The sequence below is a fragment of the Burkholderia sp. PvR073 genome (assembly GCF_054055695.1).
On record NZ_JBSRXO010000009.1, the window covers coordinates 309421 to 328017 of the forward strand.

General features: G+C 65.9%; 16 protein-coding genes and 2 pseudogenes. 8 read left to right on the top strand and 10 right to left on the bottom strand.

Annotated features, from left to right (window positions below; all coding sequences use genetic code 11):
- Window positions 1-293: 293 nt before the first annotated feature.
- Window positions 294-1004 (top strand): MgtC/SapB family protein, encoded by a 711-nt coding sequence (locus ACVK00_RS25535; RefSeq protein ID WP_229050886.1) that lies wholly within the window; start codon window positions 294-296, stop codon window positions 1002-1004.
- A gap of 55 nt (window positions 1005-1059) precedes the next feature.
- On the opposite strand, the gene ACVK00_RS25540 is transcribed toward ACVK00_RS25535, so the two are convergent.
- Window positions 1060-3282 carry a hybrid sensor histidine kinase/response regulator gene (locus tag ACVK00_RS25540; RefSeq protein ID WP_354123327.1) on the bottom strand — a complete coding sequence of 741 codons (2223 nt, stop codon included), beginning with the start codon at window positions 3280-3282 and terminating at the stop codon, window positions 1060-1062.
- A gap of 410 nt (window positions 3283-3692) precedes the next feature.
- Here ACVK00_RS25540 and ACVK00_RS25545 point away from each other — a divergent pair, with 410 nt between their 5' ends.
- The 4 genes from ACVK00_RS25545 to ACVK00_RS25560 all read left to right on the top strand — a co-directional run bounded on the left by ACVK00_RS25545 (window position 3693) and on the right by ACVK00_RS25560 (window position 7672).
- On the top strand, window positions 3693-4619 hold the full coding sequence (locus ACVK00_RS25545; RefSeq protein WP_284895895.1) for a TauD/TfdA dioxygenase family protein: 927 nt from the start codon (window positions 3693-3695) through the stop codon (window positions 4617-4619).
- 47 nt (window positions 4620-4666) lie between these two features.
- A complete protein-coding gene (locus ACVK00_RS25550) occupies window positions 4667-5722 on the top strand; it encodes an ABC transporter substrate-binding protein (RefSeq protein ID WP_284895893.1) in 1056 nt (351 codons plus the stop codon).
- A gap of 124 nt (window positions 5723-5846) precedes the next feature.
- A complete protein-coding gene (locus tag ACVK00_RS25555) occupies window positions 5847-6788 on the top strand; it encodes an ATP-binding cassette domain-containing protein (protein WP_435521289.1) in 942 nt (313 codons plus the stop codon).
- Window positions 6785-7672 (top strand): ABC transporter permease, encoded by an 888-nt coding sequence (locus tag ACVK00_RS25560; RefSeq protein ID WP_284895889.1) that lies wholly within the window; start codon window positions 6785-6787, stop codon window positions 7670-7672. Before ACVK00_RS25555 ends, ACVK00_RS25560 begins: the two co-directional genes overlap by 4 nt.
- Before the next feature lie 48 nt (window positions 7673-7720).
- Here the strand turns inward: ACVK00_RS25560 and aroE are convergent, their stop codons facing one another.
- Genes aroE through ACVK00_RS25585 form a run of 5 tightly spaced genes read right to left on the bottom strand, consistent with a single transcriptional unit; the run spans window position 7721 to window position 11574 of the window.
- The gene (gene aroE / locus ACVK00_RS25565) at window positions 7721-8554 is read right to left on the bottom strand and encodes a shikimate dehydrogenase (protein ID WP_284895887.1); all 834 of its coding nucleotides are present in this window, start codon (window positions 8552-8554) and stop codon (window positions 7721-7723) included.
- Window positions 8551-9774 carry a CaiB/BaiF CoA transferase family protein gene (locus tag ACVK00_RS25570; RefSeq protein WP_284895885.1) on the bottom strand — a complete coding sequence of 408 codons (1224 nt, stop codon included), beginning with the start codon at window positions 9772-9774 and terminating at the stop codon, window positions 8551-8553. The genes aroE and ACVK00_RS25570 overlap by 4 nt, the downstream gene beginning before the upstream one ends.
- Window positions 9774-10232, bottom strand: coding sequence for a MaoC family dehydratase (locus tag ACVK00_RS25575; RefSeq protein ID WP_284895884.1), 459 nt, complete (start codon window positions 10230-10232; stop codon window positions 9774-9776). The genes ACVK00_RS25570 and ACVK00_RS25575 overlap by 1 nt, the downstream gene beginning before the upstream one ends.
- Before the next feature lie 2 nt (window positions 10233-10234).
- On the bottom strand, window positions 10235-10627 hold the full coding sequence (locus tag ACVK00_RS25580) for a VOC family protein (RefSeq protein ID WP_166722660.1): 393 nt from the start codon (window positions 10625-10627) through the stop codon (window positions 10235-10237).
- Window positions 10624-11574, bottom strand: coding sequence for a ketopantoate reductase family protein (locus ACVK00_RS25585; RefSeq protein ID WP_354123328.1), 951 nt, complete (start codon window positions 11572-11574; stop codon window positions 10624-10626). Before ACVK00_RS25585 ends, ACVK00_RS25580 begins: the two co-directional genes overlap by 4 nt.
- Before the next feature lie 95 nt (window positions 11575-11669).
- Here ACVK00_RS25585 and ACVK00_RS25590 point away from each other — a divergent pair, with 95 nt between their 5' ends.
- Both ACVK00_RS25590 and ACVK00_RS25595 read left to right on the top strand, forming a co-directional pair.
- Complete coding sequence (locus tag ACVK00_RS25590; RefSeq protein WP_034177017.1) at window positions 11670-12590, top strand: LysR family transcriptional regulator; 921 nt, start codon at window positions 11670-11672, stop codon at window positions 12588-12590.
- A 25-nt stretch (window positions 12591-12615) separates the two neighbouring features.
- Window positions 12616-12763 (top strand): annotated as a pseudogene (locus ACVK00_RS25595) (alcohol dehydrogenase); the annotation flags it as partial.
- Between the two features lie 62 nt (window positions 12764-12825).
- Here ACVK00_RS25595 and ACVK00_RS25600 read toward each other — a convergent pair.
- The gene (locus ACVK00_RS25600) at window positions 12826-14229 is read right to left on the bottom strand and encodes an MBL fold metallo-hydrolase RNA specificity domain-containing protein (protein ID WP_284895881.1); all 1404 of its coding nucleotides are present in this window, start codon (window positions 14227-14229) and stop codon (window positions 12826-12828) included.
- A gap of 85 nt (window positions 14230-14314) precedes the next feature.
- A pseudogene (locus ACVK00_RS25605) lies at window positions 14315-14454 on the bottom strand (IS256 family transposase); the annotation flags it as partial.
- A 294-nt stretch (window positions 14455-14748) separates the two neighbouring features.
- Between ACVK00_RS25605 and ACVK00_RS25610 the strand changes: the two are divergent.
- Complete coding sequence (locus ACVK00_RS25610; RefSeq protein WP_284895879.1) at window positions 14749-16011, top strand: MFS transporter; 1263 nt, start codon at window positions 14749-14751, stop codon at window positions 16009-16011.
- A 114-nt stretch (window positions 16012-16125) separates the two neighbouring features.
- On the opposite strand, the gene ACVK00_RS25615 is transcribed toward ACVK00_RS25610, so the two are convergent.
- Both ACVK00_RS25615 and ACVK00_RS25620 read right to left on the bottom strand, forming a co-directional pair.
- A complete protein-coding gene (locus ACVK00_RS25615; RefSeq protein ID WP_354123329.1) occupies window positions 16126-17049 on the bottom strand; it encodes a LysR family transcriptional regulator in 924 nt (307 codons plus the stop codon).
- Window positions 17050-17235: 186 nt separating this feature from the next.
- Window positions 17236-18051: a DUF817 domain-containing protein gene (locus ACVK00_RS25620; RefSeq protein ID WP_354123406.1), complete on the bottom strand. Its 816-nt coding sequence runs from the start codon at window positions 18049-18051 to the stop codon at window positions 17236-17238.
- Between the last annotated feature and the right edge of the window lie 546 nt (window positions 18052-18597).

Genomic DNA, 18597 nt, shown 5'->3' on the forward strand with positions numbered 1-18597 from the left:
TCGTATCTGATCGGGAACAGTATTGCACAACTCGCCGGCCCGGGCATCATTTCGTATCCGTTCAGGAACGAAGATGCGTTTACGGCAATCGGCACGTCATTTCGTACCCGATCGGGAACGGCGCGGCGTTCAATCGTCGCGTGAGGCTATGTTCGTATCCGATCGGATACGCAGAGAATGTGATTCGGCGTCGCGCACCGCACGCGCGAATGGGTCCGAACCTTGCGCCCCGCCAGCGTCGTCCGCGGTCGTATCGCGACGCATCTCGCATGACGATGTGCATGGAGGCGCGCATGGAGCCGATGCCGGTCGTACTTCACTGGAACGAGGTCCTCGTCAGGATCGCGCTGGCGCTCGTCGCGGGCGGGCTGGTCGGCCTCGATCGCAGCGAATCCGGCAAGACGGCCGGGCTGCGCACGACGATCCTCGTCTGCCTCGCCGCGTGCCTGTCGATGCTGCAGGTGAATGCGCTGCTGCTGCAGGCCGGCAAGCCGGACGGCGCGTTTGCGACGATCGACCCGATGCGGCTGCCGCTCGGCATCCTGACCGGCATGGGTTTCATCGGCGGCGGCGCCATCCTGCATCGCGACGGTCTCGTATCCGGCGTGACCACGGCAGCGACGCTGTGGTTCGTCACGGTCATCGGACTGTGCATCGGCGGCGGCCAGCTGTCGCTCGGCGCGCTCGGGCTGGTGCTCGCACTCCTGGTCGTGTGGCCACTGCGGCTGGTCGAGCAGCGTCTGCGCAGCGTCAGGACTGCGCGGGTCACGGTCGAATACGAACTCGGCTCGACGGCGCGCGATCGGCTGACGAGCGGGCTGCACGCCGCGGGATTCACGTGCCGCACGCGCGGCTTTCACGAAACGGTCGCGCGTGCGCTGCGCGAGGAGGAACTGCTCGTGCAGTGGCGCGAACCGACCAACACCGATGTGATGCTGCCGCAATTGATCCGGACGCTGGAGTCGGCCGGCCTGACATCGGTCCGCTGTTCATCGGAGAACTGAGCCGCGCGCCGCCGCCCGATCGTCGACGGGGCCGTGTCCCGCACCCGTGCCGCGTTCAGCGTCCGGCTTCCGCGCCAGTACCAGTACCAGTACCCGTCGCCGTCCCCGTGCCGCCGTGCGCATCGCCGCTCGTTCGGGGCAGGCTGATCGCGAGATGTAGCGCGGCCGGATCGACCGGCTTCACGAAATGCTGCAGGAACCCGGTGGCGAGACAGCGTTCGCGATCCGCGTTGCGGCCATAACCGGTCAGCGCGAGGAAGACGCACGTCGTGACTTCGTTGATCGCTTTCAGCCGTCGCAGCAACTCGTAGCCGTCCATCACCGGCAGCCCGATATCGAGGATCGCGACGTCGGGACGGTACGCGCGGTAGGCGGCCAGCGCGGTCACCGGGTCGTGCACGACGGCGACTTCGTGGCCGGCGTCGCGCAGCCACTGCGCGAGCGTCGACGCGGCATCCTCGTTGTCGTCGACCAGCATCACGCGCCGGCCGGTGGTGCCCGGCGCCATCTCGCGGATGCCCGGCGGCGGCTGCGGCGCGACCACCGCCACGGCTTTCGGCCGGTATTCGGGCAGCGCGATCGTAAACGTGCTGCCGCAGCCGGGGCCGGCGCTGTCCGCGCGCACCGTGCCGCCATGCAGGTTCACGAGGCTGCGCACGAGCGCGAGGCCGATGCCCAGCCCGCCGTGCGCCTGCTTGGTTTCGCCGTCGAGCCGGTAGAACGGCTCGAAGATGCTGTCGAGGCGGTCGGGCGGAATGCCGGCGCCGTTGTCGCAGACCTCGATGATCGCGGCACCGTCCGCGCCGTGCGTGGCGCGCACGGTGATGTCGCCGCCCGGCATCGTGTATTTCGCCGCGTTGGTCAGCAGGTTCGCGACCACCTGCGACAGCCGTACCGGGTCGCCGTGGCAGCGCGCGTCGGGATCGGCGTCGACATGCAGGCGGTGACGGCGCTGCTCGAGCAGCGGGCTGGCGACCTCGACCGCGCGGTCGACGATGTCCGCGAGCCGCAAGGCTTCCTTCTTCAGCGTGATCTTGCCGCGCGTGATGCGCGACACGTCGAGCAAGTCGTCGATCAGCCGGACCATGTGATCGAGCTGCCGCTGGATGATCGCGATCTCGTTCGGCGTCGCCTGGCCGTCGCGGTTGCGGATCAGCTCGAGCGCGAGCGAGATCGGCGTCAGCGGATTGCGCAGCTCGTGGCCGAGCACCGCGAGAAACTGGTCCTTCGCCTGGTTCGCGTCGCGCAGTTCGCCCAGCAGCCGATCGCGCTCGGCGTTCGCGGCGACGAGCTTCTCGCGGGCGGCGACGTGCTCGGTCACCTCGACCGCGCTGACGATCACGCCGAGCCCGTCCGCGAGCGGCTGCGGATTGAAATGCAGCCGGTACACGCGGGCGCCGCCGTCCGGTTCGGGGCGGTCGTGGTGCTCGCCGATCGTCGTCGAGCAGCCTTGCTCGCGGGCGGTTTCAAGCGCCTGCACGATCGCGGGGGTATCGCCGCCGGGCAGCACCGACGTCAGCGGCTGGTCGACGATGTCGGTCCGGCCGCACAGCTCGGAGAAGCGGTGATTCGCGAGCACGATCCGGTGCGCCGGGCCCGACAGCAGCGCGATCGGCAACGGCGCATGCATCAGGACGCCGTTGCGTTGCTGTTCGGCGTCCTCGCGGCGGCGGATCTCGTCGCTCAGCGCACGCGAGCGTTGCTGCGACAGCGCCAGCGTCAGGTGCAGCTCGTTTTCGTCGTTGCGCAGCGACGCGGCGGGCAGGATGCGGCGGTGCAGCGAGCACACGTGGCGAAACATCTCCGACTGCTCGGCGCTCGGAAACGCGTCATGCGAATAGCCGCAATAAAGCGAGAAGCGGTACCGCGCGATCAGTTCGTCCCATAACGCTTCGAGTCGCAGGGCCCCGACGTACCGGTCCTGCGCGCACAGCAGCGAGACCATTTCTCCGAACGCATGCACGGGCCGGCCCGCGCGGATCGCGGCTTCGACGATCGTGCCGATCGAGCGGCGAAAGCGCGCCGGGTCGGGCAGGTCGCCGTCCATGAAGCTGTCGAGCAGCGCCTGCGCGCTCGACATGAAGAGCCGGTCGCGGGCCGCGTCGCCGATTGCCGTGCCGAGCGCATCCAGGTGTTCGTGCACCGCGGCGAGCCGGTCGGCCCGCGCGATCACGATCGCGCTGCCGCCGTCGCGTAGCGCATCGGCCGCGAACGACGCGACCTCCGACACGAGCTGCTCGTCGGATTCGTAGAACTGGACGAAATGATCGGCCCGCATCAGGGCCGATTCCAGCAGGGGAGAGTCAGGTGTCATAGCTCACGACCAGGCGATGCCGGTTGCGGCCGGCGTCCCACCGCCGTCGCCGTTGCCATATTCGGGCGGATGTGAGCAAGCTGCGTGCCGCGTATCCAACACAGGCCCGGCGGCCTTGCGGCACGGGCCAGGGTGCCCGCAGATGGTGCCGGACGATGCCGCTTTTGTAAATTCTGCAGAAACGACGCGTGCAAGATCGCATCGGCGCAACGGCGGTCGGACCGAGGTGCGCGATTCGGGCGGCAGTCCCGCAGCCCCGCCGCCCGAGCAGCGATCCTTATCGCCGCAGCAGATAAACGTATCGGAATCGCTTCGTTGACGCCATCCGGCACGCGCTCGTAGATTCGCATTTTTACCGAATCAGGGGCTGTATCGTGACGATTCCCGCCATCCGCACCGCATCGACGTCCGCCGGCCATCGGGCCGCGTTGCCGCCGGACGCCGGCACGCAGCGATTCGACATCGTCCCGTTCGATGCGCCGCTCGGCGCCGAAGTCGTCGGCATCGACCTGTCGCAACCGCTCGGCGCCGCCGATTTCGCGCGCGTCCATCGCGCGCATCTCGACCATCACGTGCTGGTGTTTCGCGACCAGCGCATCACGCCGGACGAACATGTCGCGTTCAGCCGCCGCTTCGGCCCGCTGCAGATCCATGTGCTGCACCAGTTCGCGCTGGCCGGGCATCCGGAAGTGCTGATCGTGTCGAACATCGTCGAAAACGGCAGGCCGATCGGGCTCGGCGATGCCGGCCATTTCTGGCACTCCGACCTGTCGTACAAGGAAAAACCGAGCCTCGGCTCGCTGCTGCATGCGCAGGAGTTGCCGGCCGAGGGCGGCGACACGCTGTTCGCGAACATGCATCTCGCGTGGGATACGCTGCCGGCGCACCTGCGTCGCGCGGTCGAAGGACGGCGTGCCGAGCATACGTATCTGGCGCGCTATGCCGAGTTGCAGGCGCGCAGCCCGTGGCGGCCGAACCTGTCGGCCGAGCAGATCGCGCAAGTCGAGGCGGTGGTGCATCCGGTCGTGCGCACGCATCCGGAAACAGGCCGCAAGGCGTTGTTCGTCAGCGAGCATTTCACGACGCGCATCGTCGATCTGCCCGAAGACGAAAGCCGCGCGCTGCTCGACGAACTGTTCGCGCATAGCGTGCGTGCCGAGCATCTGCACCGGCACCACTGGCGCGCGCACGACCTCGTGTTCTGGGACAACCGCTCGCTGATGCATCTCGCGGCCGGCACGCCCGACCATCTGCGCCGCAAGCTGTACCGCACGACGATCGAAGGCGACGCACCGTTCTGAGCGTCGCGCGTCGTCGTCCCGCTGTCCCCATCCTGACTGGAGTTCCGATGTCGTTTCCGCTTTCGCCGGCACTGCGCCGCACGACCCTGTCCGCGCGCCGCGCGCTGGCCGCCACGCTCACCGCCGCGCTGGCATGCGCCGCCGTCGGCACGCCGCAAGCCGCGCACGCGGAAGGCCAAATCCGCATCGCCGAGCAGTTCGGTGTGGTCTACCTGATGCTGAACGTCGCGCGCGACCAGCAACTGATCGAGAAGGAAGGGCGCAAGGCCGGCATCGACATCAAGGTCGACTGGGTGCGGCTGTCGGGCGGGGCGGCTGTGAACGACGCGCTGCTGTCGGGCGCGGTCGATATCGCCGGCGCGGGCGTCGGGCCGCTCCTGACCGTGTGGGATCGCACGCGCGGCCGGCAGAACGTGAAGGGCGTCGCGTCGCTCGGCAATTTTCCGTATTACCTCGTCAGCAGCAACCCGAACGTGAAGACGATCGCCGACCTGGGCGCGAAGGACCGCATCGCGGTGCCGGCCGTCGGCGTGTCGGTGCAGTCGCGCGTGCTGCAGTACGCGGCCGCGAAGCAGTGGGGCGACAAGCAGTTCGACAAGCTCGATTCGCTGACCCAGGCGATCCCGCATCCCGATGCGACGGCCGCGATCCTCGCGAACAGCAACGTGATCACCGGCCACTTCGGCAATCCGCCGTTCCAGGAGCAGGAACTCGCGGGCAATCCGAACGCGCACATCGTGCTGAATTCCTACGACGTGCTCGGCGGCCCGAGTTCCGCGACGGTGCTGTACGCGACCGGCAAATTCCGCGACGACAACCCGAAGACGTACCGCGCCTTCGTCGCCGCGCTCGCCGACGCGGCCCGCCAGATCGCCGCCGATCCCGAGCGCGCGGCTGACACCTATATCCGCGTGAACGGGTCGAAGATCGATCGCGGATTGCTGCTGAAGATCCTGCGCAATCCCCAGGTGCAGTTCAAGACGGCCCCGCAGAACACGCTGAAGCTCGCGCAGTTCATGTATCGCACCGGCGCGATCCGCAACGAGCCGAAGTCGTGGCGCGACTACTTCTTCGACGATCCGGCGACGGCCGGCGGCAGTTGAGCGATGGCGTTGCGACGTCGCGATCGACGCTTATGCGTCGACGCGGTTTCGATATGCGCAATCGTTGGTTGGGTCGCGCGCCGCGCCGCCGTATGTTGATGCTTTCCCGCCAAGAGTTTCGATCGTGAACGCCACTTCTCCCCGAATCGGCTTGCCGCCGTATGCGGCGCGCGGCGCGGCCGCGCCGGCCGCCCATCCCGCCACCGACGCACGCGCCGCAAGCCGGCCCGCGCCGCAGGCCGCACCGGCACGCGCGCACAGCGAGCGCCTGCTGGCGATCGATCGCGTGAGCCTCGAATACCGGAGCGGTGCGCGGATCGTCCGCGCGACCCATCAGGTCAGCTTCGACGTATACGGCAGCGACCGTTTCGTGCTGCTGGGCCCGTCGGGGTGCGGCAAGTCCACGTTGCTGAAGGCGATCGCCGGCTTCATCGAGCCCGTGTCGGGTTCGATCGCGCTCGATGGCCGGCCCGTGCACGGGCCGGGACCCGATCGCATCGTCGTGTTCCAGGAGTTCGATCAGTTGCCGCCGTGGAAGACGGTCGTCGAGAACGTCGCGTTTCCGTTGCGCGCGGCCGCGAAGCTGTCGCGCGCCGAAGCACGCGAGCGTGCGCTGCACTATCTCGACAAGGTTGGGCTCGGCGCGTTCGCCGATGCGTATCCGCATACGCTGTCCGGCGGGATGAAGCAGCGCGTTGCGATCGCGCGGGCGCTGGCGATGCAGCCGCGCGTGCTGCTGATGGACGAACCGTTCGCGGCGCTCGACGCGCTCACGCGCCGCAAGATGCAGGAAGAACTGCTGCGCCTGTGGGACGAATTCCGCTTCACGTTGCTGTTCGTCACGCATTCGATCGAGGAGGCGCTCGTCATTGGCAACCGGATCCTGCTGCTGTCGCCGCATCCGGGCCGCGTGCGCGCGGAGCTCAACAGCCACGACTATTCGCTCGACAGCGTCGGCAGCGGCGATTTCCGCGACAGCGTCGCGCGGATTCATCATCTGCTGTTCGACCCCGACGTGGCGAAGGGAACGCATCCCGCATCGACCACGGAGGCCACGGCATCATGAGCACGATCGATCCGGCGCTGCCGCCGCTGCCGCCCGTTCGCGCCGAATACATGCGCACGCTCGACACGCCGCCCGACGCCGAACGTGCGGCACCCGCGCCGCTGGTGCGCCGCATCGTCGGGGCGAGCGCGTTTCGGCGCGTCGTCGTCGCGCTCGTGCTGATCGCCGTGTGGGAAATCATCGCGCGCATCGTCGCGAACGATCTGCTCGTGCCGACCGTCGGCGCGACGCTGGCCGCGTTCGTGCAAGGCATCGTGTCGGGCGAACTGCTCGTGAAGACGGGTATCTCGATGTCGGTGCTGCTGCGCGGCTATGCGCTCGGCGTGGTGTTCGCGTTCGTGCTGACGTCGCTCGCGGTGTCCACGCGCATCGGCCGTGACGTGCTGACGATGCTCACGGCGATGTTCAATCCGCTGCCGTCGATCGCGTTGCTGCCGATCGCGCTGCTGTGGTTCGGGCTCGGCACCGGCAGCCTGCTGTTCGTGCTCGTGCACGCGGTGCTGTGGCCGCTCGCGCTCAGCATGTACACGGGTTTCGCCGGCGTGCCGGCCACGCTGAAGATGGCCGGGCGCAATTACGGCCTCACCGGCCCGCGGCAGATCGCGCTGATCCTGGTGCCTGCCGCGCTGCCGTCGATCCTGTCGGGGCTGCGCGTCGGCTGGGCATTCGCGTGGCGCACGCTGATCGCGGCGGAACTCGTGTTCGGCGCGAGCGCCGGGCAGGGCGGGCTCGGCTGGTACATCTTCCAGAACCGCAACGAGCTGTACACCGACCGCGTGTTCGCGGGCCTCGCGGCCGTCATCGTGATCGGGCTGCTGGTCGAGCACCTCGTGTTCGATACGCTCGAGCGCGTGACGGTGCGCCGCTGGGGCATCCAGCACTGACCGCGTCGATCGGAACGCGTGCGCACGCGCTCCGATCGCGCAACGCATTCAGTCGAGCGGGACCGTGAGTCGTTCGATCACGGTGGCCGTCTCGGGGCGCACGCCGCGCCACCACGCGAACGCTTCCGCTGCCTGCTCGACCAGCATGCCGACGCCGTCCGCGACGCGGCGCACGCCGGCATTGCGTGCCAGCCGGAGAAAGGGCGTCAGCCGCTCGCCGTAAGCAAGCTCGTACGCAGCCCCGGTCGGACTGAACACGCCCGGCGGGACGGGCGGCAGATCGCCGGCGAGGCTCGCCGACGTGGCGTTGACCACCAGATCGAAACGTCCCATCGTGACGAGATCGGCATAACCGCACGCCGCCAGCGGCCCGCGTCCGGCGACCTGCCCGGCCAGTGCGCGCGCCTTGTCGACGTCGCGATTGGCGATCACCATCTCGGCCGGCCCGGCCGCGAGGAAGGGCAGCAGGGCGCCGCGCGCCGCGCCCCCCGCGCCGAGCATCAGCACGCGTTTGCCGGCCATCGGCAGGCCGAGATTGATCTCGATATCGCGCACGAGCCCGATCCCGTCGAAGTTGTCGGCCAGGATGCGTCCGCCTTCGAACTTGAGCGCATTGGCCGCGCCGGCGAGCGACGCGCGCTCGCTGCGTTCGTCCGACATCGCGAACGCCTGGAGCTTGAACGGGGCGGTGATGTTGATGCCTTTGCCGCCGCCCGCGGCGAATGCCCTCACCACACCGACGAAGGCGCCTTCCGGCTCGAGCGGCCCTTCGATGGCCGAGTAGTGCATGTCCTGCCGCGTCGCTTCCGCGAAGATGCCGTGGATCAGCGGAGATTTCGTGTGTCCGATCGGGTTGCCGATCACCGCGTACTGGTCAGTCATCGTTGGCTCGCTTTTGAATAGAGAACACCATCGGCCTGCATTGCCTCGATTTCAGCGGGTTCGAACCCGAGCGAACGGGCGACGTCGGCGTTGTGCTGCCCGAGATCGGGCGCGACGTCGCGAATCGTCGTATCGCAATCCGAGAACCGAAACGGCAGATTCGGCAGGCGCAGCGTGCCGTAGCGCGGGTGCTCCTGCTCGACGACCATGCCGCGGGCCTGGATCTGCGGATCCGCCATTACCTCGTCGATGCGTTGTACCTTCGCGCACGGCACGTCGATGCGATCGAGCAGGTCGAGCACCGACGCGACGGACTGGGCGGCCACCCACGGCTCGACGACCGACAGGATCTCGACGCGGTGCGCGTTGCGTCCGACACTGTCGTGAAATCGCGTGTCGGCGCCGAAGCCGACTGGCCCGCCATGCGCTTCGATCAGGGCGGCGAAGCGCTTCCATGCGTCGTCGACCTGCGCGGCGATCACGAGATCGCCGTCCGCCGCGCGAAACACGCCGTAGAGCGTCGACGTCGGCATGTCGTGCCCGGTCTGCTCGGGCAGCACGCCTTGCAGCGTGTAGCACTGGACCGCGTATTCGTGCATGGATACCAGCGTGTCGTACAGCGCCATGTCGATGTGCTGCCCGCGGCCGCTCTTCACGCGACCCAACAGCGCGGCGTTGATGGCCGCGACCGCGTGAATGCCGGTGTACATGTCGCCGAGCGATATTCGCAGCAGCGGCGGCCGCTCGCCCGGCGTGCCGACCATCTGCATGATGCCGCTCTTGGCCTCGGCGATCAGCCCGAAGCCCGCGCGATGCGCATCGGGACCGGTATGTCCGTAGGCCGAAATCGAGCAATAGACGAGTGCCGGATTGCGGGCCGACAACTCCGCATAACCCAGCCCCAGCTTGTCCAGCGCGCCTGGCCGGTAGTTTTCGATGAACACGTCCGCGGAGTCGCACAGCCGCTGCATGAATGCCTTGCCGCGCGCGTCCTTCATGTTCACGCTGACGCCGCGCTTGCCCATGTTGAGCTGCAGGAAATAGCCGCTTTGCTGGTCGTCGAGTACCGTCGCGTGCTGGCGGCCGGCGTCGCCGGTGCCGGGGCGTTCGACCTTGATCACTTCGGCGCCGAGCGCCGCGAGGCAGCGTCCGACATAGGGGCCGGCCAGGAAATGGCTGTAGTCGACGACGCGAATACCTTCGAGAGGGCGGGCCTGCATCAGAACGCTCCCGGCCGGCGCGGCACCATCAGCCGATGCTCGCCGCGCTGGACGACCTGGCCGTCCTGGTTGATCAGTTCCGACGGCAGCACGACGATGCCCCAGCCCGGGCGGCTCTTGCTCGCCCGCATCGAGCCGACGTGGAACGTCACGTGCAGCACGTCGTTCACCTTGATCGGCAGCAGGAAGTCCCAGGTCCAGCCGAGCGACATGCCCGGCAGGAAACGGTAGTCGCTCTGCGTCTTGAGGCCGTCGGCGATCGACAGCCCGAACAGGCCGTGCGCGACGAGGCAGCCGAAGTGGCTCGCGTTCGCGTACGCCTCGTCGACGTGCACCGGCGTGTGGTCGCCGGTGAGGTCGGCGTAAGCGAGGATGCGCGCTTGGGTGACCGTGTAGCTCGGACTCGTGCACGCGTCGCCCTCGCGGGCATCGTCCCAGTATTTTTCGACGATCATCATGGTCATGCCTCCGTCCGAGGGTTGATCGCCAGCGCCTGCGCGACGCTGGAGGCCGGCGTTGCCTGAATGAGCTCGACGACCAGGCCGTCCGGCAAGCGCAGCCAGTTCCGCCCCTGCGGCATGTCGGTCACGCCGTACGCTTGCGCCGCGGCCAGCGCGGCTTCCAGGTCCTCGCACATCACGCCCAGATGACCGAGCCGGCCCTCCGGGCCGTCCCAGCCCGGGGCATGGATGAACTGCAGGCCGCCGAGCGTCCAGTACTGCCGCGGCGCGTCGACGGTGCCGTCCACCTCGCGCATCGTCATGCCGAGCACGTCCTCGAAGAAGCGGATGTGCCAATGGATGTCCTTCACCCAGATGGCGACGTGTTCCAGATAAGCTTTCGTGGCGCTCATGCGACCACCTCCTTCGCTTGGCGATCGGTCATCGCGCGCTCGATTCCCTTGATGCACGCAACCAGCGTCGTGTTGACCGGAGTCGGCACGCCGTATCGCTGTCCCCAGCGCACGACCGATCCGTTGATGAAGTCGATTTCGGTCATCGCCCCTCTCTCCAGGCTCTGCAGCATCGATGTCTTGAACGTGGCGGACAGGCCCTCCGCGGCCAGCGTCCATGCCTGCTCGGGGTCCGTCATCGACAGCCTGACGCCGGCCGCTTGCGCGACCCCGATCGCTTCGGCGACGGCCGCGAGCGACGTGGACTTCAGCAGCGGCTCGCCGTAGAGCTGCCCGTAGGTCAGGCCGGTGATGCCGGTGAGCGCGCCCGTGGCGACGTTGACGAGCAGCTTGTCCCACATCGTGCCGACGATGTTGTCGCTGACGGTCGTTGCGAGGCCCGCGGCGTTGAATGCATCGGCGATCGCCTGGAGGCGGGGCGTGATGCGTCCGTCGAGTTCGCCGATGAAGGTGAGCTTGCCTGCGACGCCCGATTCGATGTGCGCGTCGCCGCGCCGCACGCCGCCGACGTAGGTTTTGCCCGCGAGCACGCGCTCGCGGCCGACGACGTCTGCGAGGATGTCCTCGTGCCCGAGGCCGTTCTGCAGCGACAGCACGAGCGTATCGGGCCCGATCAGCCCCTGCGCGCCGCGCATGGCCGCGTCGGTGTGGAATGACTTGACCAGCACGATCACCAGATCCGCTACGCCGACGTCGTCCGCCTGCGTCGTCGCACGGACGCGGACGCGCCGGGATCCGCTCGTATCGTCGACCTGGAGGCCGTCGCGGCACATCGCGCCGACGTGCGACGGCGAGCGGGCGATCAGCCAGGTCTCGTGGCCGCCTTCGGTCAGGGCGGCGCCAATCGCGCAGCCCAGCGCGCCGGCGCCCAGCATTGCAATCTTCATGGGTTTCTCCGATGTCATGCAGGGTTGACGTATCGCTGCACGATAGAAGTTGCCCGTCATGCTGACAATGCAATGACTACAATGGCGTTATTGCGATGGACAATAATGCGATGATTCCGACCGATCTTCCCGATCTGAAGCTGCTGCAGCTTTTCGATCTGCTGTACGACGCGCGCAGCGTCACCCGTGTGGCCGAGCAACTCGGACAAAGCCAGCCGACCGTCAGCATCTGGCTCGGGCGCTTGCGGGAACACCTTCACGATCCGCTGTTCATTCGAACGCCCGGCGGCATGGCGCCGACGCCGCAGGCCGACGCGCTCATCGGCCCGTGCCGGGAAATCCTCGAATCGTTGCGGCGCTTCGCGGCCTGGGAGATCGCGTTCGACCCGGCGACTGCCCAGCGCCGGTTTCGCATCTGCATGACCGATGCGAGCCATGTCACGCTGCTGCCGCGGCTTCTCGCACACGTTCGTGCGCAGGCGCCGGGCGTCCGGCTGGAGGCGGCGAGGATCGACGGCAACACGGAACGGGCGCTCGAGTCGGGCGAAGCCGATCTCGCGATCGGCTATGTGCCGTGGCTCGGCGGTGGCATCTACCAGCAGAAACTGTACGACCAGGACTGGGTGTGCCTGGCCAATCGCCATCACCCGAGGATTCGCGGTCGCCTCGGCGTGAAACAGTATCGGTCGGAGGGCCATGTGGCCATTACGGCTGGAACGGGCGCGCAGCTTCTCGATCAGGCGCTGATGCGGGAGCGTATCGAACGTCAGGTCGTGCTGGGGCTGCCGGGGTTTCTGGGTTTGGGCGCGATCATCCAGAGCACGGACCTGATCACGACGCTGCCGCGCCATATCGGCGAGACGCTGGCTCAGGCCAATGACCTGACGGTGCATGCCTGTCCGATCGAGGTCGAGGGCTTCGCGGTCCGACAGCACTGGCACTCGCGATATCACCACGAAGCAGGCAATCGCTGGCTGCGCGGCGTCGTGGTTCAGTTGTTCGCGAACGCGCGTTGAGGGGGGGGACGCGCCCCGGTTGCCATCGGTCGTGGTGCCGGGTGGCGTGGTCGCAAACGTCGGCGTTCGTGGCGTCAAACCTCGAGTCGCTGCGGGATCGCAACATCTCGATTACGACGCGGCTCGCCGATGCGGTCGGCACGACGATGCTGCTGAAGACCGCGCGTGACGGGATCCGGCGCGAGGGTCTGCTTCCCGTCACGCGCATTCGGCGATTCGCCGGCATTGCCTCCCGTCACGACGAAAGCACCGCGGATTCCTGCTCGCCACCGGTTGCGACCTCGTCCAGATCGACGCATTGCTCGTAAGCGGGCACCTCGCACGGCCACTGCAGGCGCTCCGTAATACGCCGCCGCAACGCATCTGCGGCAGCCGGTTCGCCATGCGTGATGAAGGTGCGGATGGGGGCGCACTGCATCGTGCCGAGCCACGTGAGGATCTCTTCATAGTCGGCATGGGCCGAGAGCGCCGTGATCGACTCGACCTGCGCACGCACACGGACGTACTCGCCGTGAATCTTCAGCGTTGGCTCGTGCGCGGCCAACGCCGCGCCGCGCGTGCCGGCGGCCTGGTAGCCGACCAGCGCGATCGTATTGCGCGCATCGGGCGCATAGCGGCTCAGGTGATGCAGCACGCGTCCTCCTGTCGCCATCCCGCTGCCGGCAATGATGACCATCGGGCCATGTTGTTCGGCGATCGCCTTCGACTGGTCGATCGAGCGGACCATCGTCGCCGCGTGGCCCAGCGTATTCGCCTCGGAAACGGTCAGGCGATGTTCGAGGATATGGTGGCGATAGATCTCCGTCACGTCCGTCGCCATCGGGCTGTCGAGGAAGACCGGGACGCGCGCCATGCGCCCGGACGCCTTCAGCCGCGCGATGTAGTGCAGGATTTCCTGCGCGCGGCCGACGGTGAAGCAGGGCATCACGACAACGCCACCGCGTGCGAAGGTCTTGTCGAACATGGCGGCCAGCTCGTTCTCGGGATCCGACGCGGGGTGCAGCCGGTCGCCGTACGTCGATTCGACGACGACGTAGTCCGCATGGGCGGGCGGCCGCGGCGGCTGCATGATCGGATCGTGATACCGGCCGAGATCGCCGGAGAAGGCGAGCACCTTGTGATCCCAGTGCATCACGACGCTCGCCGCGCCAAGGATGTGCCCGGCCGGCAGCAGACGGAACGCCAGGTCGCCGCCCAGCGCGGTGCATTCGTCGTACGCAACGGGCTTCAGCAGGCGCAGCGCGCGCTGCGCGTCGTCCAGCGTGTAAAGCGGCTGCGCCGGATGATGCTTCGAATAACCGTGCCGGTTCGCGAAGTCGGCTTCCTCTTCCTGCAGCCGCGCGCTGTCGCGCAGCATGATCTCGCAGAGTTCGGCCGTGGCCGCCGTGCAGTACACCGGGCCGCGATAACCTTCGCGCACCAGCACCGGAAGATAGCCGGAGTGATCGAGATGCGCGTGGGTGAGCACGGCCGCGTCCAGCGTGTCGGGCGCGACCGGCAGGGGCCGCCAGTTGCGCAGCCGCAGGTTCTTCGTACCCTGGAACAGGCCGCAATCGACCAGCACGCGCCGGCTGCCGTGCTCGATCAGGTACTTCGACCCGGTCACGGTTTCGGTCGCGCCGAGAAAAGTCAGTTTCATGGATCGCCTCATCGGAGTCGACGGGACAGTAATTCGATTACAGCCCGAACGTGCGAGAAACGGTTGACCGAAGTCAGGAATTGGGGGATTTGCCGCTGGCGCCGTTGCGCTCGGCGGCCTGACCGGCGGCTTGGGCTGGCACGGTGGGGAGGGCAGATGCGGATTCATCTCAGCGCCCTTCGCAGGCTCGATGACCGCCTTGTTGAACGCCAGCATCAGGGCCTGTGCTAGTTCGAAGGCTGCAAAGAACAAGCGCGGCATCAACGAAGAGACGTTCATGCGACAGAACCCCGGAAAGTCTTCGTCGAGCTGTCCGTCTATTACGTCCTCCTTTTAAATTCCCATCCGTGCACCCATGCCCGGGCGGACCGCGAACCCGTTGCCATCAGCCTTTCCCTGCGTTTCTGAAAGGAAATCGTGGGTTATCGGTAACTACGATAATTTCTATCGCAGATACGTCTCTACTCGCAAAACCGGCCCTCGACTACCGTAGCCGTCACGTTACTACCGAGGCCATTCATGTCCAAACTCAATATCAAACGACTGGGCCCATGCCTGCTCGCCATTGCGATCGACGCGATGGGGTTCGGGCTCGTGTACCCGATCATGGCGGCGATCTTCTCCGACCCCCAATCCGGCATCATCGGGGCCGATACGAGTCCGCAACTCCGCAATTTCTACCTGGGGCTCGGGTACGGCGTCTATCCGTTCTGCATGTTCTTCGGCTCCTCGCTGATGGGTGAGCTGTCCGACGGCTACGGCCGGCGGAAGATCATGCTGCTGTGCGTGTTCGGCCTGGCGCTCAGCTACTTCCTGATGGCGGTCGGCGCGCTGCTGCCGAGTATCGTGCTGTTGCTGATCGGACGCGGCCTGAGCGGCCTGATGGCCGGTTGCCAGGGGATCGCGCAGGCCGCGATCACGGACATGAGCACGCCGGAAACCAAGGCGTACAACATGAGCATCATGTCGATCGCGTTCAGCGCGGGCGTCATCGTCGGCCCCGTGCTCGGCGGCGTCACGTCGGATCGCACGATCGCACCGTTCTTCAACTACGGCACGCCGTTCCTGCTGGTCGCCGCGCTGTCGGTCGTCTGCGGGCTCTGGACGTTCTGGTCATATCGCAACGCGGTCGCGCCGACCGGCAACACGCGTGTGGACCTGCTGATGCCGCTGCGGATCATCTACCAGGCCGGCACGCACCGCCGCATCGCGTTCCTGTCGATCGTGTTCTTCCTGATGCAGGTCGGCTACGGGCTGTATCTGCAGACGATCATGCTGGTGCTGCAGGCGAAATTCCATTACACCAGCTCGCAGCTCGGTCTGTTCAGCGGCCTGATCGGCATGTCCTTCGTGTTTGGGCTGATGGTGATCGTGCGGCTGATGCTGAAAATCTGGAGCGTGGTCGACATCGCGAAGACGGGCCTGCTGATCGCGGGCATCGGACAAGTGCTGTCGGCGCTGTTTCCGCACGAAAACACGCTCTGGGTGCTTGGCATGGTGGTCGGCTGCTTCGACATGGTTGCATACACCACCATGTACACCGCGTATTCGGACGCGGTGACCGAGGATCGCCAGGGCTGGGCGCTCGGCGTCGCCGGCTCCGTGATGGCGATCGCCTGGGTCGTGACGGGCTTCCTCACGAACCTGTTGCCCGTGCTCGGCGAGCTCGGCCTGCTGATGGTCGGCGGCCTGAGTTTCGTCCTCAGCTTCGTGATGATGCTGGCGTATGGCCGAAAGTGGTCCGTGCCGATCGTGTCCGTCGGCTCGCGCGCCTACGACTGATGTGTCTTCTCCCGGGGCGCGCATCGGTGTCGCGATGCGGCCCGGGCGCGACCTTCGCAGGCTTGGACGGCCTGTCCGGGTCATCGGCGCCGCGCTGCTTGCTGGCGCTGTGCGCTACATGTCGAGCGCGCCGTCCGCAGCCCGCGCCATCACCTTTGGCAGATACTCCTCGATGATCTTCATGACGACCTGTGTCTTCGAAGGGACGGGCCGCGTGACCGGCAGCAGCGCATGCAGGTCGAATCCCGGTACCGTGTAATCCGGGAGCAGCCTGACGAGCCGGCCGGATTCCAGGGCGTCGATGCAGAGGGGTTCCTGAAGGACGCCGATACCCGCGCCGTTCAGCAGTAGCTCGTAGACCGGCCGCCAGTGGCTGGTGCTGATGACGACGTTGATCGGCGTCGGCCGCACCGATTTCGACGGGCTCATCAGGCGGAGCTGGCCGTCGTTGAAGCGCCCCGTGACGCGAATGAATGGGTGCCCGACGATGTCGGTCGGTTCCTCTGGCAGCCCATGCTTTTCGATATAAAGCGGCGACGCGATCAGGACGCGTCGTACGTAACCCAATCGACGCGCGACGAAATTGCCATCGCTGATCTGGCCGAGCCGCAATGAAATATCGACGCCCTCGGTGACGGGGTCGGTGATTTCGTCATTCAGGACGAGATCGATATGGAGCTGCGGATTATGTTCGCGGATTACCTCGAGGATTTCCGGCAGCACGACTTCGCCGAACCCATGCGGGGCGGCAATGCGAATGCGCCCACGCACGATGTTGTTGCCGAGCGTGACGACGGCCCGCGCCTCGTCGGCCGCGTCGAGCACGATCTTGCTTCGTTGATAGAACAGAATGCCTTCATCGGTGCACGACACCGCACGCGTGTTCCGGAGCAGCAATTTGACGCCGAGAAACCGTTCGAGTCGATCCACGCGGTCGCTAACGGTAGGTTGGCCCAGGCCGAGATCTTTCGCGGCCCTCGATAAATTGCCACGCTCGACAACCCGCACGAATATCCGCATGGCCGCCAGCAAATCCATAGTCCCTCGATAATCGGAAGAATTTAGTTATTCTGGAAGACGATAAAACAGGTTCGCCCGTTGTTTTCCGGCCGGTGGTGTTGAGATGTCGCAACCAGCGGACGCGTGAACACTATCGTCGAAAGGAATGCCACCCATCGCCGCCGCCGCGACCCGCGTCACCAGGATCGGTCATTGACGATTACCTCAGCGCGGCACGTGGATGCGCTGCTTGATATGCTTGAGATTGGCCACGATAGTGAAGGTCATGATGACCAACATGGACCATGAACTCCATTTTCCCACGTGCACGGCCGACCATGCTCCGATCTGGTTCGGATAGCGCCATACGCCCGCAAAGGTGCTGATGTTTTCGGCCAGCCAGATAAAACCGCCAATGAGCACGAAGGCCAGCAGTAACGGCATCTGGTAGTTTCGATCCAGTGGACGAAACACCACCGTGGTCCGAGCATACAGGCCCAGAGCGCAGGCTGCCAGATACCAGCGGTAGTCGCCAATATAGTGGTGGGTAAAAAAATTGACATAGATAAGCGCTGCGATCAGCGCCGCCATCCAGTGCGGGGGATGATGACGTATGTGCAGATCGAATAGCCGCCAGGCCTGGATGATGTAGCTGCCCACGGCGGCATACATAAAGCCGGAGAACAAGGGCACGCCCCATAGTTTTGTGTAGGCAGGGTCGGGATAAGCCCAGGACTGGATGCTGCCCGAGGTTTTGAACACCTCCAGCGCAAAACCCACGCAATGAAACAGCGAGATGACCTTGAGTTCGTCCAGCGTCTCCAGGTGCGTGCAAACCATGGCCACCTGAATAAGCAGTGCAGCGATTAGTAGTACATCATAACGCGGCACGCCCCAGAGCCCGGCGCGCGGCGTGGCGAACACCGCCAGGAAGAACAAACCGGCGAACAGACAACTACGCGCTTCCTTCAGGCCGAAGAAGAAAAACTCCCGAACAAAGCGCCTGAATCCATCCAGCCTGCCGGGTAACGGCGGCGCCATGAGCCAGTCATCCAAGGCGTTCAGACGAGGGCGGGATGCGCGCGGCGGGCATTGAATCGAGTTGGAACGGGGCATAGATGGGGGAAAGGCACTGAAGACAGGTTGAGTGTGAGCTGTTCATCGATGCCCACAAAGTACCTAGCATTAAATTCGCTCTGGATAACGAGGTAGCCAGTATGATAGTCGCTCCACGCTTTCCAATCCGGCTATCCCGGCCTCGTGCCCGCTAACGCCTCAGAAACTACCCACCGTTGAGGCGCTTTCCTGGTACAAGAACTCCGCTTTCCAAGCTTCGTGTCTATCGTTGACGTGACCGATCATTCGCGTCCTTCACCGGAGAATATGGTATTCGTCATCGAATGGTCCGATGACGGTAGCGGTGAACCTCGACACCGCTGACGTCATGGATCGGCAAAACTAATTACATTTTACATAATAAGTATTATCGATGTTAAATCGTGTAATGGCTAGATTGAAATGTCCGCTTTTGGCTACATAGAAATGTCCGCTTTCGTGCCGCGTAAGCTGAACGGCCGCCGGGTGTCC

Coding starts and splice junctions, on each gene's coding strand:
- ACVK00_RS25535 (WP_229050886.1), top strand. CDS start 294: ATGGAGCCGATGCCGGTCGTACTTCACTGGAACGAGGTCCTCGTCAGG.
- ACVK00_RS25540 (WP_354123327.1), bottom strand. CDS start 3,282: ATGCGGGCCGATCATTTCGTCCAGTTCTACGAATCCGACGAGCAGCTC.
- ACVK00_RS25550 (WP_284895893.1), top strand. CDS start 4,667: ATGTCGTTTCCGCTTTCGCCGGCACTGCGCCGCACGACCCTGTCCGCG.
- ACVK00_RS25560 (WP_284895889.1), top strand. CDS start 6,785: ATGAGCACGATCGATCCGGCGCTGCCGCCGCTGCCGCCCGTTCGCGCC.
- aroE (WP_284895887.1), bottom strand. CDS start 8,554: ATGACTGACCAGTACGCGGTGATCGGCAACCCGATCGGACACACGAAA.
- ACVK00_RS25570 (WP_284895885.1), bottom strand. CDS start 9,774: ATGCAGGCCCGCCCTCTCGAAGGTATTCGCGTCGTCGACTACAGCCAT.
- ACVK00_RS25575 (WP_284895884.1), bottom strand. CDS start 10,232: ATGATGATCGTCGAAAAATACTGGGACGATGCCCGCGAGGGCGACGCG.
- ACVK00_RS25580 (WP_166722660.1), bottom strand. CDS start 10,627: ATGAGCGCCACGAAAGCTTATCTGGAACACGTCGCCATCTGGGTGAAG.
- ACVK00_RS25585 (WP_354123328.1), bottom strand. CDS start 11,574: ATGAAGATTGCAATGCTGGGCGCCGGCGCGCTGGGCTGCGCGATTGGC.
- ACVK00_RS25590 (WP_034177017.1), top strand. CDS start 11,670: ATGGACAATAATGCGATGATTCCGACCGATCTTCCCGATCTGAAGCTG.
- ACVK00_RS25600 (WP_284895881.1), bottom strand. CDS start 14,229: ATGAAACTGACTTTTCTCGGCGCGACCGAAACCGTGACCGGGTCGAAG.
- ACVK00_RS25610 (WP_284895879.1), top strand. CDS start 14,749: ATGTCCAAACTCAATATCAAACGACTGGGCCCATGCCTGCTCGCCATT.
- ACVK00_RS25615 (WP_354123329.1), bottom strand. CDS start 17,049: ATGGATTTGCTGGCGGCCATGCGGATATTCGTGCGGGTTGTCGAGCGT.
- ACVK00_RS25620 (WP_354123406.1), bottom strand. CDS start 18,051: ATGGCGCCGCCGTTACCCGGCAGGCTGGATGGATTCAGGCGCTTTGTT.